13 protein-coding genes, 1 tRNA gene and 1 riboswitch are annotated in these 15,303 nt (G+C 37.2%); of the genes, 10 read left to right on the top strand and 4 right to left on the bottom strand.

The window, feature by feature from the left end; all coding sequences use genetic code 11:
• Nucleotides 1–45 precede the first annotated feature (45 nt).
• The 6 genes from BW946_RS17185 to BW946_RS17160 all read left to right on the top strand — a co-directional run bounded on the left by BW946_RS17185 (nt 46) and on the right by BW946_RS17160 (nt 7,407).
• Nucleotides 46–1,461, top strand: coding sequence for an efflux transporter outer membrane subunit (locus tag BW946_RS17185; protein WP_076597334.1), 1,416 nt, complete (start codon nt 46–48; stop codon nt 1,459–1,461).
• Between the two features lie 710 nt (nt 1,462–2,171).
• Nucleotides 2,172–4,304: a type VI secretion system Vgr family protein gene (locus tag BW946_RS17180; protein ID WP_083688908.1), complete on the top strand. Its 2,133-nt coding sequence runs from the start codon at nt 2,172–2,174 to the stop codon at nt 4,302–4,304.
• 16 nt (nt 4,305–4,320) lie between these two features.
• Nucleotides 4,321–5,799 (top strand): polymorphic toxin-type HINT domain-containing protein, encoded by a 1,479-nt coding sequence (locus BW946_RS17175; RefSeq protein ID WP_076597333.1) that lies wholly within the window; start codon nt 4,321–4,323, stop codon nt 5,797–5,799.
• Nucleotides 5,800–5,818: 19 nt separating this feature from the next.
• A complete protein-coding gene (locus BW946_RS17170) occupies nt 5,819–6,307 on the top strand; it encodes a hypothetical protein (protein WP_076597332.1) in 489 nt (162 codons plus the stop codon).
• A 30-nt stretch (nt 6,308–6,337) separates the two neighbouring features.
• Entirely contained in the window at nt 6,338–6,526 is a 189-nt protein-coding gene (locus BW946_RS17165; protein ID WP_076597331.1) for a hypothetical protein, read from the top strand.
• Nucleotides 6,523–7,407 carry a hypothetical protein gene (locus tag BW946_RS17160; protein ID WP_076597330.1) on the top strand — a complete coding sequence of 295 codons (885 nt, stop codon included), beginning with the start codon at nt 6,523–6,525 and terminating at the stop codon, nt 7,405–7,407. The genes BW946_RS17165 and BW946_RS17160 overlap by 4 nt, the downstream gene beginning before the upstream one ends.
• Before the next feature lie 61 nt (nt 7,408–7,468).
• On the opposite strand, the gene BW946_RS17155 is transcribed toward BW946_RS17160, so the two are convergent.
• Complete coding sequence (locus tag BW946_RS17155; protein ID WP_076597329.1) at nt 7,469–10,078, bottom strand: TonB-dependent receptor; 2,610 nt, start codon at nt 10,076–10,078, stop codon at nt 7,469–7,471.
• A gap of 376 nt (nt 10,079–10,454) precedes the next feature.
• Here BW946_RS17155 and BW946_RS17150 point away from each other — a divergent pair, with 376 nt between their 5' ends.
• The 3 genes from BW946_RS17150 to BW946_RS17140 all read left to right on the top strand — a co-directional run bounded on the left by BW946_RS17150 (nt 10,455) and on the right by BW946_RS17140 (nt 12,905).
• Entirely contained in the window at nt 10,455–11,066 is a 612-nt protein-coding gene (locus BW946_RS17150; protein WP_076597328.1) for an alpha-ketoglutarate-dependent dioxygenase AlkB family protein, read from the top strand.
• A 90-nt stretch (nt 11,067–11,156) separates the two neighbouring features.
• A riboswitch (TPP riboswitch) is annotated at nt 11,157–11,265 on the top strand.
• Between the two features lie 25 nt (nt 11,266–11,290).
• On the top strand, nt 11,291–11,884 hold the full coding sequence (gene pnuC / locus BW946_RS17145) for a nicotinamide riboside transporter PnuC (RefSeq protein WP_076597327.1): 594 nt from the start codon (nt 11,291–11,293) through the stop codon (nt 11,882–11,884).
• Complete coding sequence (locus BW946_RS17140) at nt 11,874–12,905, top strand: acyl-CoA dehydrogenase family protein (RefSeq protein ID WP_076597326.1); 1,032 nt, start codon at nt 11,874–11,876, stop codon at nt 12,903–12,905. The genes pnuC and BW946_RS17140 overlap by 11 nt, the downstream gene beginning before the upstream one ends.
• Nucleotides 12,906–12,921: 16 nt before the next feature.
• On the opposite strand, the gene BW946_RS17135 is transcribed toward BW946_RS17140, so the two are convergent.
• The 3 genes from BW946_RS17135 to BW946_RS17120 form a co-directional block, all read right to left on the bottom strand.
• Nucleotides 12,922–13,137 carry an NAD(+)--rifampin ADP-ribosyltransferase gene (locus tag BW946_RS17135; RefSeq protein ID WP_083688907.1) on the bottom strand — a complete coding sequence of 72 codons (216 nt, stop codon included), beginning with the start codon at nt 13,135–13,137 and terminating at the stop codon, nt 12,922–12,924.
• An 89-nt stretch (nt 13,138–13,226) separates the two neighbouring features.
• Nucleotides 13,227–13,300 (bottom strand) — tRNA-Ala (locus BW946_RS17130).
• 539 nt (nt 13,301–13,839) lie between these two features.
• The gene (locus BW946_RS17120; protein ID WP_076597323.1) at nt 13,840–14,523 is read right to left on the bottom strand and encodes a hypothetical protein; all 684 of its coding nucleotides are present in this window, start codon (nt 14,521–14,523) and stop codon (nt 13,840–13,842) included.
• Nucleotides 14,524–14,905: 382 nt separating this feature from the next.
• Here BW946_RS17120 and BW946_RS17115 point away from each other — a divergent pair, with 382 nt between their 5' ends.
• Nucleotides 14,906–15,274 carry a hypothetical protein gene (locus BW946_RS17115; protein WP_076597322.1) on the top strand — a complete coding sequence of 123 codons (369 nt, stop codon included), beginning with the start codon at nt 14,906–14,908 and terminating at the stop codon, nt 15,272–15,274.
• The last annotated feature ends 29 nt before the right edge of the window (nt 15,275–15,303 follow it).

The raw sequence follows: 15,303 nt of genomic DNA, 5'->3' as shown, positions 1-15,303 counted from the left end.
CTATTTAACTTCTGACCTCTAACATCTAATTTCTAATTTTAAATAATGAAGAGTTTATTAAACATCATAAAAGGAATCACCTTTTCAGTTTTCATACTCGGAGCCATCTCATCCTGTATGGCAAGAAAAGAATATGAAAGACCGAAGAACGTTGTGGACGAAAAGCTTTTTCGTACAGACATACTTCCTTCGGACAGTACCAATATTGCAGATATTTCCTGGAAAGAGATATTCACTGATCCGATATTGCAGGGGCATATTTCTAAGGCACTGGAAAACAATCTTGATATCAGAATTGCTTTGGAAAGTATTAATTCTGCGGAAGCTTATCTTAAACAGAGTAAAGCAGCCTATCAGCCAACCCTTGCTATCGGACCCAACTATACATTTCAGACGCAGTCTATCAATACCCAGTTTGGGCAGATCATTGGAGAAAGGCGATATGTAAATCAGTTTGACATTACAGCGAGCATCGGATGGGAAGCTGATATCTGGGGTAAATTAAAAGCTCAGGAGAAAGCACAGCTTGCGACTTATTTGGGAACTGTTGCAGCTCATAAAGCTGTTAAAAGCAGTTTGGTATCTTCCATTGCCTCTGCATATTATCAATTACTGACATTTGATGCACAGAAGAGAATTATTACGGAAACCATTGCGGTAAGAGAGAAAAACCTTGAAGCTACCAAGGCTTTAAAAACTGCCGGAACAGTTACTGAAGTAGCAGTACAGCAAAGTGAAGCACTTGTTTTCAATGCCAAATCATTACTGATTGATATTGATACACAGATCCAGCTGCTTGAAAATACCATGAGTCTTTTGATGGGAGAACCTTCCCATTCTATCGAAAGATCTACATTAGAAGGGCAGAAGCTTCCAATCGATTTGAAACTGGGCTATCCCACTCAACTTCTGGCCAATCGCCCGGATGTCATGAGAGCAGAATTTAATTTAATGAATGCTTTTGAGTTAACCAACGCAGCCAAAGCTCAGTTTTATCCAACTTTAAAATTAACAGGAAGCGGCGGACTGCAGTCTGTGGATATTGACCATTTATTCAGTGTAAATTCATTGTTTGCAAATGTAGTGGCGGGACTTGCTCAGCCGATTTTGAATAAGAGACAGATACAGACCAACTATGACGTAAGTCTTGCCAATAAGGAAACGGCTTATCTTAATTTCAGAAAAACAGTTCTGACTGCCGGAAAAGAAGTCTCAGATGCCATCAGGGTTTTCTCGGTTCAGGATTCATTTATTGATTTGAAACAAAAAGAGCTGGATGCCTACAAAAAATCGGTAGACTATTCTCAGGAATTGGTAAACTATGGGATGGCCAACTATCTTGAAGTGTTGAACGCCAGTGTGAATTCATTGAATGCAGAGCTTAACATCTCCAATGCAAGATACAGTAAAATGAAAGCAGCCGTAGAGCTTTATCAGGCTTTAGGCGGAGGCTGGAAATAACCGTATTCTGCAATATAATATCATAAAAAACGTATGTCAGCAATGGCATACGTTTTTTTGTGTGCTTAAAGAATTTATAAAACACCAGAGGGCAGCCAATGTTTCGTTAGGATAATACAATACAACTACTAATTTACTTATGTATTCTTTTGTAACATTCGCTCCTTAGATTTTTTTTGGATTTATCCTGTATTATTTAAGAATAAGAATAGAGTTTGGAACAAGTCTGTCAACTCATTCTTTAAACAATTTTATTCCATTGATTCTTTCTAAAATAATATGAATAATTCTTTACAACTTATATTGTTGCTTGTCTGGAAAATGGACGAGAATCATAAAAATATTACGCCTTTACTTTATAAGGGTTTAGCATGGAATTTTTTCATTCACTGTAGTAGAACTACTACAATTTTTAAAATAATAGCTAATTCATTTTGAAGTGAATATTTAAGATGATAAATTGGCAGAACCAAATCAATAAAAAAACTTATGAAAAAGAACATTCATGCGCCTGAAAAATGGCTGCTTTTAATTAGCTTTTGAGTATTGATCTTTATTCATACTCTTTCTGATATAATTCTCAAGACAGTCTGACAGTAATTTTGTATTGAGACCATCACATATTACTGATTGTCTTTCCGAGCAGAATGGTCCCGCCTTTTAGGTGAAAATCTCCGTTTATCAATAGAACCGATAAAAATTATGATATCATGTTTCAGGAACAGAATAATTTTCCCAAACCGGAAATAGGTTCAGAAAAGAAAGATTTTGTAAAAAAAATCAAAGAAAATAAAAAAATCAAAGAAGTAAAGAAAGCGGCTTCAAAAGCTACTAATGCAGCCCAGGTGGTAAATACAGGGAAACAGTTTCTGAACCAGCCCTTATTACCCAATGAACCAGCCATCATAAAAGAGAAACTTTGGGCTAAACAGCCTACTTCCGGAATATTCAATGCCGACAGTATTCCGGAGAGCGCTATAGCAGGGATTAATCGGGTAGTAAAGCTTGATATTCATGTGGAAGGTAAACCTGTACAATATTTCAAACATTTTAAACTGACACAAAGTACAACCAAGCATCATGAATTTGAACTCATTCTTGCCCATGATGCTTTAGGAGATACAGAAAATCATAATCTTGAAAAAGCACAGAATTTTCTCGGAAAAAGAATTACCGTTGTTTTCAAATATAAAGATGTGGAAGGTGGTGCTGAACGGAATTTTATAGGTGTTATCACTGAAGTCGGATTCAGCCAGGAAAAAGGAAGTCTGGGAAATCTTGTTTTGTCCGGTTTCAGTCCAACAATCTTGCTGGATGCTGCCCCTCATATTCAAAGTTTTGGAGGCGCGCAACCGGTAAGTTTGAACAGTATTGCCAATGAAGTGATTAAACAGGGATTGGGACAGGGGAAATTTGATTTCAGGGTGGATGCGCGTCATGGCAATGTATCTTACAGCTGTCAGTATGAAGAAACCCATTATAATTATCTGGCCAGAATGGCCGAAGCGTATGGAGAACAATTTTTCTATGATGGGGAAGTTTTACATTTCGGACAGCTGCCTCCACAGGAAAAACCAGTATTATTGACTTATGGCAGTAATCTTACCGATGTTAAAATTAGAATGAAAGCCCAGCATGTAAATCCATCATTTTACGGATATAACAGCAGTAAAAATGAAAAATTTAAAGGTGGAAGTTCAAAAATAACCCATACCTCAGATATTGCGAAGAGAGCTTATGAAATTTCGGAGAAAACTTTTCAGACCCCGTCTCTGAGAGTAGCTCCCATTAAAGCATCCTCTTTTATGGATATTGATGCTTCACAGAAAGGGGCAGCCGGAAGCAAGGCTTCAGAAGTTTTTGTAACCTCCGGCAATACAACCGTACCCTTTCTTTATCCTGGATGTATTGCAGATATAGAGATGCGTAAAACGGATACCAATGATACCGGTTATTTTACCAGGCTCATGCTTATAGAAGTAACCCATGAAGTGGATGCCCGCGGATATTACGACGGCTCTTTCCGGGCAATAGCTTCCGATACCGGATTTATACCAAGACCGGAATTTACAGTTCCCACAGCAGAACCCCAGTTTGGAAAGGTGCTTTCCAATACGGACCCTGAAAACCAGGGCCGTGTACAGGTTCAGCTCGACTGGCAAAGCGGGCAGGATACTACAGAATTTATTCGCGTGATGTCTCCGGATGCCGGAAGCAGTGAAAAAGTAGGCAAAAACCGTGGCTTTATGTCTGTTCCCGAAGTAGGAGACCAGGTAATTGTCAACTTTGTACATCTTCATCCGGACCGCCCTTTTGTGATGGGAGGAATGTATCATGGCGGAATTGGAGGCGGGGGCGGTGCCGGGAATAACATCATGAGTTTCAGCGGCCGGAGCGGTGCAGAACTGAAGTATGACAACGGCGCCGGATCTGTTAATCTTAAAGATCAAGGGGGGGCCAATATGAATTTTGACGGAACAGGGAATGCAACCACCAACGCCAATAGCAATCATACCGTGAATGCAGGCAGTACCAACGTCATCAATGTGGGCGGCAAAAAAGATGCTCCACCGCAATCACTGTTAAAAATGGATGCCGGCGGAAATATTACGCTTGACGGAAAGACAAGCATAACCCTGCAGGTAGGTGATAATTCTATTACCATATCCGAAGCAGGTATTATGGCATCAGCAGGAAAAGGAATGATTGATATTACCGCACTTACGGGAGCTTTAGGACTTTCAAGCAAAGGAGGCCCAATGGATATCAGTACAGACTCACCACTCACCATTACCGGAGGACCAAGTGCTGTGATGTCTTCAGGAGATACCAATATTATGTAATTCTAAAACCGGAATCATGGATGAGTTAGAATACATAACCCTCAATGCCCTGATGATGTGCGACCAGGGTGCCGCTCCGGATTTCTTTAAGCCTACGTTCAATACGAAGGTGAAAATTCATGGCTGTCTGGTAGCAACCAATCAGGATGCCACTCCTCTGATTAATATTCCTTCCTTTAAGGTATGCAAAATCAGTGGTGGTCCGTGTACCCCCACCACCGTTCCTATGACCTGGCAGGATACCTGGCAGGTAAAAATTAACGGAATCAGATCTTTGATAGGAAAAAGTACCTGTCAATGCCCTGTGGGTGGGAAGATAGAATTTATGACCAGCGGCCAGGTCCCTCTTCCGGACGATGCTGCACAGGAAGTAAAAGATATGCAGGATCAGGCACAGCGCGAGCTTGATGACAGCGGGCATGGAGACAGTGTGGGCGAAGCTGGTTTTGTGGAAGGGATGATCCCGGTCTGGGGAAGCGGCCGTGACCTTATCAACGATATACAAACCGGAGATGTAGGCGGCAGCCTTATGAATGCAGGATTTTTAATCTGGGATGTAGCTTCTATTGCTGTAGGAGTAGTTTCTTTTGGAACCGGAACGGTAGCGATGCAGGGTGCAAAAGCCGGAGTGAAAGGCGCTGTTAAAGCCGGGGCAAAAGCCATCTCTAAAGAAGCCTTACAGCAGATGGGAAAAGCTGCACTGAAAAAGCTGAGCAAAGAAGCTTTAGAAAAAAGTATGCAAAATTTAGCTGGAAAAATAGGCTGTTTTTTTGTAAAAGCTTGTTTTACAGGAGATACTTTAATTCATACTCCTAATGGTTTAAGACAAATAAAAGACATTAAAATAAATGATGAGGTTTTTAGCTATGATCTACAAAAAAAAATAATAACAATTAAACGAGTCATCCATTTACATGAAGAAAATGTTAAAGAAACACTTGAACTTGAAACCGAAAAGGAGATAATTAAAACAACACGTACTCATCCTTTCTTTATAAATGGGCAATTTAAAGATGCAGAACAGATAGAAGCAGGCGAAACATTATTTACATACAATCAAACAATAGCCAAAGTAATTTCACTAAATTATATTCCTGATATTGCTAAAGTTTATAACTTTGAAGTAGAGGATGATCATTGCTATTTTGTTGGCACAGAAGGCTTATTAGTTCTAAATGCTTGTTATCATACGACTTTCTTTAAAGCAAATCCATTATTAAAAGGAAAAGTAGTTGTACACCATGCCGTAGAGCAACAAGTGTTAAAAAAATGGACAGGACTATTTGATAAGGAATTTATGCATTCCTTAGACAATTTACGAGGTATTCCCAAAAGCGTAAATAATACACTACATTTAAGTACTATTAGAAAAGAATGGAATAAATTTTATAAAAAATTTGATGATGCAGGTATAATACCAACAAAAGAACAAGTATTAAATTATGCAAATGCAATAGACAAAAAATTCGGACACCTTTTTGATCCACCAATTTAAAATAAGAAATATCAATTATATGAAAACATATCAAACAATCCAGCCAGAAGTTATTGTTGGGCTAGGCGAAAAAACTGAATTTCTGGAGAAAGAAGCTCCATTTTTAACAGTCATAAAATTACATATCCAACTTGAAGACTGGTTAGGTGATGACCTAATGGAATGCCATCCTTGTTATATTGTTACTGAAAAGCTCAAAACCGGATTACAGACAACAAAATTCACAGGATTTGAGTTTTCAGAAATGATCGTAACTAAAGATGAGTACTTCAACGATAACTACCAATTGAATAAATCATTACCTGAATTTTACTGGATGAAGATTATTGGAAAGCATGATTTTGACGATATCATTATTGGCCCAGAAAAGTCGCTATTAGTTGGTGAAGAACTTCTTGATTATCTGAAAAAAAATTTTACACTCAATTATATGGATGTCAATCCGGAAAGAAATGAGTTTGATGATTTATTAGATCAGATGATAGCGGAAAGTAAAAAAAATAAATAAAATATCGAAGACATCAGAATTGGAGATCAGGTGTGGGCTTATGATGAAGAGAATAATATTAATGATTTAATAATAGAAAAAAAATCATCAAAAAAAGAAAAAGAGGCGGCAAAAGATGTTGAAAGTTTGGCAAAATATGCCTTTGAACATAATAAAGAATATCATATTATGATCTTTAACGATGAAAAACCATTCAGTGACACAATTTTAATGAAATGAGTATTTCAAATTTTTTATTCGGGGAAAATATTCCTCTTCTTCGGCTTGAAAAATTTTCACAGGAGTATATTCTGAATGTTGAGAATACATTTCTGATGGGTAAAGAAAACCCTGCAATTTCTTTAAAAACCTCATCAGATATTATTATTGAACAGGAAAAAAGAGATCATGATATAAATACGACCATAAAACTACAGGAAATCACAGGGGATACTGAAGATCATGTGATGAAACCTTTTCTGCTGCAAAGTATTGCCCTTGCAGATATTTCCCGTACTATTCAGCTGAAAAGGGATACCAGTGGCAAAATCCTTTCCGTTGAAAATAAAGCTGATCTTTGGAAAAATTGGGAAGAATGGAAAGAGAGTAAGCTGGCCAATACTTTCCCGGAGGAAAAGGATAAGAATAAGTTGATTACAAATTATGAAAAGGGATTGAAAAACTTTGATGTCGAATTGAAGAAGAATCTGCAATACATTCTTTTACTGCCGGAAGTTTATAACCTTATATTTCCTCCTAATGAATATTACAGTTTTCTATTCAGTCCGTCAGCTATTCACTCAAGGCTGATTGATGGGGTAGAATATAACTATCAGCTGAAACTGGTAAAGCTTGAAGAAGAAAACAACAACCTTTTTGTAGAGTTTCATTCCGTACTGAACAATCAGGACGAACTTATGAAAGACCATATCAAAAAGCTTTATGAAAAGGAGAAATATTTTTCTATTGATCAGTTTGAATTCAGCATCAAAATCAAATACAATTTTGAAAAATCAACAGCTAAGATCCTGAACGCTGAACTCCATTTTGTAGAAAAAATGCATGAGCATCTGGCTTATCGGATAGATATGGAGTTGAGCAGTAAACCCGCTGAAGTTTAACAATAAAAAAGAGTTGTAATCATTACAATTACAACTCTTTGTTTTATTCAGATAAGGCTGCTTAGAACCTCAAAGTGGCTGCAACAGACCAGGTTCTTCCAAAACCAAGGAATCCTGTATTGCCGTCTGCAACGCCCTGATATACTCTGCCAGCTTCCTGGTAAGTTTTTCCGGCATCCGGACCATTGGCAATTTTATCACCTGCAAAAATATTGGAGCTCAATTCAGAAATATAATATTTGTTGAATAAGTTGTATACATTCGCTCTTAATGTTAAAGATTTTTTAGCATCAAGTGTGAATTTGTAAGAAGCTCCTACATCAAATAAATGGTAGCTTGGCAATTTTACAATTCCTTTTTCTCTTGCGGCTTCAGTAAGGAAGTTGATCGGGTTGAACTGAGCATAAAGCTTGTCATAATATTCCCAGTTGGCATCAATGCTGAAAGCTTTGGTGATATTGTAATCCGCTCCGATGCTTGCTGTTGTCTGGGCTGCATCTCCAACCTTCAGGTCTTTGATATTGATTGTTCCTGTAGCTCCTGTGATTTCCTGGTTGTTCTGAACATCAAGGATGTTGAAGTTGGCATTTCCTTTATACTTCCAGTTACCCAATGATACCATTCCTCTCAGTCTAAGGTTAGCCAAAGGTCTTGCCTTTGCTTCCAGCTCGATTCCCTGGTGGAGCTGGCCTACATTCAGTGCATTGTAGAAATAAGCATTTCCAAGACTTAGCTGGGAGAATTTAGCAACATCTGCTGCCGTAGCATTGAACGTTCTGGAAATAAACCGGTCGTCCCACTGTGTTCTGTAAGCGTTGATATTCACATCGATATAACGCGATTTGAAACCATATCCTAATTCCACAGAGAAGATTCTTTCATTCTTTGCATCGTTATAAATATTCTGGTTTGAAGGGAATAAAGCGTTGAATAACGGCTGTCTTGAAATTACCCCTGTATTGAAAAATACATTATGGTGATCATCTATATTATAATTCGCACCTCCTTTTACAATATAACCTGTTTTGTGATACCATTTTGTCTCCTGATTTCCCGGAGTATATAACATATAGTCTCTTCTCTTGTAATATTGCTCAGAAACAGACCCCTGAACAGATGCACTTAGTTTTTCAGAGCTGTATTCTACCATTCCATAGATCCCGGCCCATTTTACCAGACCTTCGTTGTGGATAGATACCTTCTGAGCATCTTTTAGCTTGGTAAGCGGTTCCGGTTTTACGGTTTGATTGATATAGTAACCTTTTGGAGCATTGGCTGTACCAGTAACAAATAATGCATCTGATCCTAACATGTCAGTTACAATATCATATAATGCTCCTTTGTATGTTTTAAGATCAATACCTCCGTTAAAAGTCCAGTTATTTTTTTTATAATTAAGATCTGCAATCACACCATACCAGTCATGAGCATTGATACTTTGCTTTCTCACGATACCGCTGGTTCCGTTAAGGGTAGATACATACTGTCCGTTATAATCACCAGGAGAGCCAGCAGGTGCTGTAAAGGTAGATTTCTGGAAGTTATTTCCATTATAATCGGTTACCATACCGCCTCTGTTATAACGATAAATCATATCCCAGTTGATGGTACCATCTCCGCCAGCGCCATAATTCATGAAGTTCATGGTTTGTCCGGCTGCATTTTTGATAGAACCATTAAGTCCTGTTCCTCCGCCGCCACGTCCCCATGAGCCATAAAGAACGGTAGATAACTTCAGATTGTCATTCATCGTCCAGTCCCAGTTCAGGGATGCAATAGGCTTATGATAGAAGTTAGGTGCTAAATTGAATTGAGAGCCATTCAGCATTCCTGTTTGAGGATTGTATCTTCTTCCGTAGGTTTCAAACTGTTGCAGCGTTGCTACGTTTGCTCCGGTTGCCGAAGATCTTCTCGTATCATGTACCTGTGGTGCTCCGGTAGCGATTAAATTGAACGCATGCTTTTCATTAGGCTTAAACCCTGTAGAGAAAAACCATGAGTAACCTTCTCCTTTTGTTCCATTGATGTATCCGTCACCTTGCCAGCGGGAAAGTAATACGGTTGTTCCCCATTTGTTTTTTAAACCGGAAGAGTACATTGCAGATATTCTGGAGTAGTTATCATTACCAACTTCTCCTTTAATCATTGCTTTCTGCTCAGAATCCGTAGCTTTGGTTACAATATTGATGGTTCCTCCTACAGAAGGAACAACAAATTTAGAAGCTCCCAAACCTCTCTGGATCTGAATATTGCTTGCAATATCAGCCAATCCTGTCCAGTTTGACCAATACACCGTACCTCCCTGCATGTCATTCACCGGCTGCCCGTTGATAATCACTGCAATATTTGCCCCGTCAAAGCCTCTCATGTTAATTCTGCTGTCTCCGAATCCTCCACCTACTTTGGTAACGTAAACGGATGGGGTAGACTTCATAATTTCAGGGAATTCTCTGTTTCCCAGTTTTTCCTGAATTTCTGCTGCCTTAATATTGGAAACTGCAACAGGAGTTTTTCTTTCTTTGGCTGTTTGGGAAAGGTTTCTACCCACCAACATCACCTCATCAATAGATTTAGATTTCTCTAAAGAATCCTTCGTACTCTGCCCATAATATAAGGCTGCCGTAGGTAATACAAGCGCTATAATTAGTCGCTTTTTAAAAATAATGCTCATGAAATAAACTAGCGTTTTTGAATTTAAGGCTGCAAAGATGAATAATTATTTTTGAATTAAGTATTAAATCTTAACGAAGTGATTTCCTATTGTATGTGTATAATGCATTATTACTGATTTTTTTGAGCATATTAATTATTTCAGATCTTTAATTTACAATTTGTTATAAAAGTGAATTATGCAAAAAAGAGTATTGTTTTTAACGAATAAAAATAATGATGCAATTCATCTGAAAGTCCACCAGAAAGTATTTTTTTCTAATGACATTTAGGGTTTGATTTATTTTGTATCATTATTTATATATTTGCAGATATTATTTGTATCAGGTTTTTTACTCAAATAACATAAGCCTTTCTTTTATTTAAATAAATAAAAAATGACTCAGCTCAGTTTGTTCCATTCAGAAGATTTATATGAATTTCCGAAAGAGCTTCTGGAATACAAAGCGCATTTTCTGAATCAGGATGAAGCGGATGATCTTAAAAACCATCTGCTTGAAACAGTACCCTGGAAACAGCGTACTCAGAAAATGTATGATAAAACGGTTCTTACACCACGCTTAACAGCCTGGTATGGTGATCCTAAAACGGATTATCCATCAGGAAATGGTGAAGTAGACAATAACCTCTGGACCCCTGAACTGTTTTCTTTAAAAGAAAGGATAGAAGAAACATTCGGTTATAAGTTCAATTCTGTATTGCTGAATCTTTACAGAGATCATAATGATTCTGTTGCCTGGCACAGAGATAAAGAAAGCAGATACGGAAAACGTCCTGTGATTGCATCAGTAAGTTTAGGGCAGACCAGAAACTTTGATTTCAGAAAAAAAGACCATCATCCGAGTAAATACAGCCTGCCGCTTCCTCACGGTTCATTATTGATTATGAAAGGAGATCTTCAGGAAAACTGGGAACATAGGATTGCTAAGTCTGTAATCTCTATGAAGGAGCGTATTAATCTTACATTCCGGTTAGTTTGTAAAGAATAAAATACTTATTGTAATGGATGAGTTAGGATATTCCATTTCAAAATAAAAAGACTGAAGTCCTTTCTTTTTCCACAAAAAAACTGCACCTTTGCCCCAACAATGGGGTGCTACAGATAAAAGTGGCTGAGATGATACCCAGGAATATACTTCCACACCTGATCCGGATAATGCCGGTGTAGGGATTGATTATTTATCATCTCATCATTTGATTTCTAATAATTAATATGATGCAGGACATTTTAAAACAAATTACCTTACCGGAATGGTTTGGAGTCTTATTTTCAGTCATTCAGGTTTTACTGGCCCGTAAAAACAATGTTAACAACTATCTTTTCGGAATTGCAGGCATTCTACTTACGCTGTATGTGATGCTTACTTCAAAGCTTTATGCTGAATTTACCTTAAATCTTTATTATCTGATTATGAGTATGTACGGATGGCTGTACTGGAAATTCGGGAAACAGAAATCCGAAATGGAAATCTCCATTACCACCACCACAGAAAAATGGATTACAGGAGGAATTGTTCTGGGAACGTTTATCTTATTCTGGTCTTTTCTTACTTATTTTACCGATTCGGATGTTCCTGTTTGGGATTCTCTGGTGAGTGCTTTTGCCTGGGCAGGAATGTGGCTCATGGCAAGAAGAAAAATTGAAAACTGGGTGATACTGAATGTCAGTAATATCATTTCCATCCCTTTGATGATTCATAAAGAATTATATCTATATGCTGTTTTAACGTCGTTTTTATTTTTAGTAGCGATTTCCGGATATATAGAATGGCAAAAAATTATTAAATCCAAAGCCAATGCTGAGTAGTAAAGAGATCAGACACGAACTTCATGGAGCTTCTCTAATTTCTGGTGAGGTAATACAATATATTCATGAGGAAGGATTACTTAAAATCTGGGTTCCCAAAAAATATGGAGGACTCGGCTATCGTTTTGAAGAAGGACTTAAAGCATTATTTGGCTGGGCTGAAACCGATGGAAGTTTCGGCTGGATGCTGACGCTTTGTGCAGGAGCGAATTATTTTTCCAGAAATATCAAACCAGAAGTAGCTCAGTTACTCTTTACCCATTCTGAAACCTGCTTTGGCGGAAGCGGAATGATTGGCGGAACTGCAGAAAAAAAAGATAACGGCAACTATTTGATAAACGGTTTATGGAATTTTGCAACAGGAGCACCTCATCTGACCCATTTTACATTAAATGCCAAGGTTACGGAAAACGGGAAGCCTATAATGGATAAAGACGGTAAGGAGACTATTCACTCATTCATTATTCCAAAGGAGCAGGCTCAGATTATCCCCAACTGGAAGTCTATGGGGATGAAAGCCAGCGGAACCTATTCGTTCACCATTGAAAATGTCATTGTAAGCGAAGATTACAGTTTTGTTTATGATACTTTTTTCACGAATGATATTCTAGACAGTATTCCTTTTCGGGTTTTTGCGGATCTGACGCTATTGGTCAATTATCTGGGAATGGCTTCTCATTTTATTGAAGAAGCAGAATGTATTCGTCCTGGGATCAATTTCAAAAATTTTGCAGAATCTGTTGAAAAGAATTTGGATAAAGTATTATATATTGCCAGAGAAGTAGAAAATATACTTGATGATCAGAAAGAAATTTCTGAGGATAAACAAAACGAGATTCATGAATATGGGGTAGAGCTGGTCCACAAATTATCCCATCATATCCTTACTGCTTATACACAGCTTGGAATCCGTGCTACAGATCCTTATTCTGCAGTTTATCAGGTGTTCTGTGACTATTTTACAGCGGCAATGCATTCCAATTTCAGACCTTCTGCTGATGCTCTTGATTTTTCTTTCTGAGCAGTGAATATTTCTGCTAAAGTCGGGTGATTTCTCTGGTCATTTTCAAAGGCACCTGAGAACGATAAGACTGCCTTGGGTTTCCAGGAAATTTTTTATCTGTAACATTGGGATGATTTTCGAAATTTTCTGTTGGTTCTGCAATAAGCAGCTTTACAGACATTTCTTTCTCTTCAAAGTTCATCCCTTGCAGACAAAGCTTGATCACAGGATTAAAAGAGATAAACTCTATGCTTTTTTTATACTATTGGAATTGTAGAATTTAAAAAAACAAACTTTGATAAAAAAAGAGCTGTAATTCAATGTGTTACAGCTCTTTTGTGGAGAATACGGGATTCGAACCCGTGACCTTTTGACTGCCAGTCAAACGCGCTAGCCAACTGCGCCAATCCCCCGTCTTTATTTTAAAGTGGTACAAAAGTAAGTATTTAATTGATATTTACAAATATTTTGTAGTTTTTATTGAATTGAATTAAAGGGGAAATACGCTCAGCGCAGTAAAAGTAACCATTTTCAATTGAATAACTTCTCAATTAATCCTATTCTTGTGTGAAATTATATTACAATCATGTAACTCTATACGGGAAGATTACTTCTATGGGATAGTACTATTACAGAACAGAGAAGCGCCCGAAGATTTTCAAAATTTCATAAAACCCCGGAAAATAGTAACGGAGACATTATCAATTTTTTTTAGTCTCTCGGTTGAACGTTTTCTATTGGATCTTTTTGATGCATTTATTTTTTCTTCTATGATTTTAATTTTCTGAAAAGAAAAAGCAATATTAAACAATAGCCCCTTAATTAGGGCTAACCTTTTATAGTTCTTTTTACTTCCTCCAGGAATTCCAACCGAATAAACTGGATTTGAAAAAAATAAAAACAGCCGCAATGAAAATATTGGGGCTGTCTTTTTGAAATCAAATATCAACTATTATAAAGATCTGGAGCGGGCAATATTAATAAGGTATACAAGGTGTGCGTACATGCTTCGCTTTACAGACTCTACTTTTATATCTCCGGTACTCTGGTTAATAGTAGTTACCAGATCTGTATTACATTGACCAGCAAAGTTTCCGTTTCCTAGGTAGTTGGCTGTATTGGTACTTGGATATGAGATTCTGGGATAGTCAGGTGCCGTTTGGTTAGCAACAGGAGCTGTGCCGGTAAAACCTTTATTATCAACATATCGGGCAGTCCAGGTGCCTAGAAACTGTCCGTTGCCGGTATTGATACCTTGTCCCACAATAATTTGAGTATCTACAGGACTGGTGAACCCAGCACAAGAGGAGTAATGGTTTACAGAAACGGTACAGGAAGAAGCATTGTCACCAGGTTGAAAGCATTTTCCTTCGTATACAGTGGATCTTTGTTCATTGGAAGAGGTTGATGTGTTTAGTATAGCCTTTGGCGCAAAAATTTCTTCTGGAGAAATAAGAGTTAAAACTCCCTGTGCATCTGCTGCAACAATTTTTTTTTCAGCATTTGAAAGTCCTCTTACTCTTACCAGGCCATTTACATCCAAAGTATGGCTCGGAGTAGATGTATTAATCCCAACTTGCGCTTTTGAGCTGCTACAAATAACAAATGCTGCTAAAAATAGTGTTTTTGTTTTCATGTAAATTTTTAAAAGTTTATTTTTTCACTAAGTTAAGAAATATCTTTAAAATAGAAATAAAAATAGCTTTAAATCAAATATTAATATAATTATAAACGAATATTGAGCTCATTACTATTATTTTTTAACCATATTTTTAGAATAAGTCAAATTTATAGACCTTGTATTTGTTTGAAAAATATTTGTATTTTAGCCAAAATATGTTGTTTTTTAATAAACATATTGGATGCTGATTAAAATTCAGATAATCTGAATAAAAAAATTAGTAGATTTGCACGGAACAAAAAAATAATAAATATTAAGAAACATTCTCTGTAACTGGATTTTTAGGAAGAAAGCGCAGGAGAATAACAGGATTTTATGTTATAAAACTACTGAAACTATGAAGAAACTTTTTTTACTTTTATTAACAGCGTTTTTATTTATCGGGTGCAGCTCTGATGATGATACTATTTATGATTATGTAGGAACATGGTCTGGTTCTTATGAAGGAGCAGATAAAGGAGTTTGGAATTTTGTGGTAGATGAGAGCGGCAAAGTAGTAGGGACAATGCATTCCGATGTGAATAATGAAAACTACAGTATTACCGGAAATTTAAGTGAGACAGGAGATCTTAACGCCAGAGTAGGGCTTCCTTCACAAGGAGATTTCAAAGGAACGTTAACGAAAGAAAAAAAAGGAAACGGAAATTGGTCCAACTCACTTCCAATACCTGCAATATCAGGAAGCTGGAAAGGAGAAAAGAAATAAAACAAGAAAGTCTGCAGAATCTACTGCAG

It is taken from the genome of Chryseobacterium sp. RU33C (assembly GCF_900156015.1).
GTDB classification, from domain to species: domain Bacteria; phylum Bacteroidota; class Bacteroidia; order Flavobacteriales; family Weeksellaceae; genus Chryseobacterium; species Chryseobacterium candidae.
Note: the sequence above shows the minus strand (reverse complement) of the source record. Positions and strands in the feature narration are given on the sequence as shown.

Excerpts from the sequence above, each read along its gene's own strand:
- BW946_RS17140 (WP_076597326.1), top strand. The coding sequence starts at position 11,874 with ATGCTGAGTAGTAAAGAGATCAGACACGAACTTCATGGAGCTTCTCTA.
- BW946_RS17160 (WP_076597330.1), top strand. The coding sequence starts at position 6,523 with ATGAGTATTTCAAATTTTTTATTCGGGGAAAATATTCCTCTTCTTCGG.
- BW946_RS17185 (WP_076597334.1), top strand. The coding sequence starts at position 46 with ATGAAGAGTTTATTAAACATCATAAAAGGAATCACCTTTTCAGTTTTC.
- pnuC (WP_076597327.1), top strand. The coding sequence starts at position 11,291 with ATGATGCAGGACATTTTAAAACAAATTACCTTACCGGAATGGTTTGGA.
- BW946_RS17150 (WP_076597328.1), top strand. The coding sequence starts at position 10,455 with ATGACTCAGCTCAGTTTGTTCCATTCAGAAGATTTATATGAATTTCCG.
- BW946_RS17175 (WP_076597333.1), top strand. The coding sequence starts at position 4,321 with ATGGATGAGTTAGAATACATAACCCTCAATGCCCTGATGATGTGCGAC.
- BW946_RS17120 (WP_076597323.1), bottom strand. The coding sequence starts at position 14,523 with ATGAAAACAAAAACACTATTTTTAGCAGCATTTGTTATTTGTAGCAGC.
- BW946_RS17180 (WP_083688908.1), top strand. The coding sequence starts at position 2,172 with ATGTTTCAGGAACAGAATAATTTTCCCAAACCGGAAATAGGTTCAGAA.
- BW946_RS17115 (WP_076597322.1), top strand. The coding sequence starts at position 14,906 with ATGAAGAAACTTTTTTTACTTTTATTAACAGCGTTTTTATTTATCGGG.
- BW946_RS17155 (WP_076597329.1), bottom strand. The coding sequence starts at position 10,078 with ATGAGCATTATTTTTAAAAAGCGACTAATTATAGCGCTTGTATTACCT.
- BW946_RS17170 (WP_076597332.1), top strand. The coding sequence starts at position 5,819 with ATGAAAACATATCAAACAATCCAGCCAGAAGTTATTGTTGGGCTAGGC.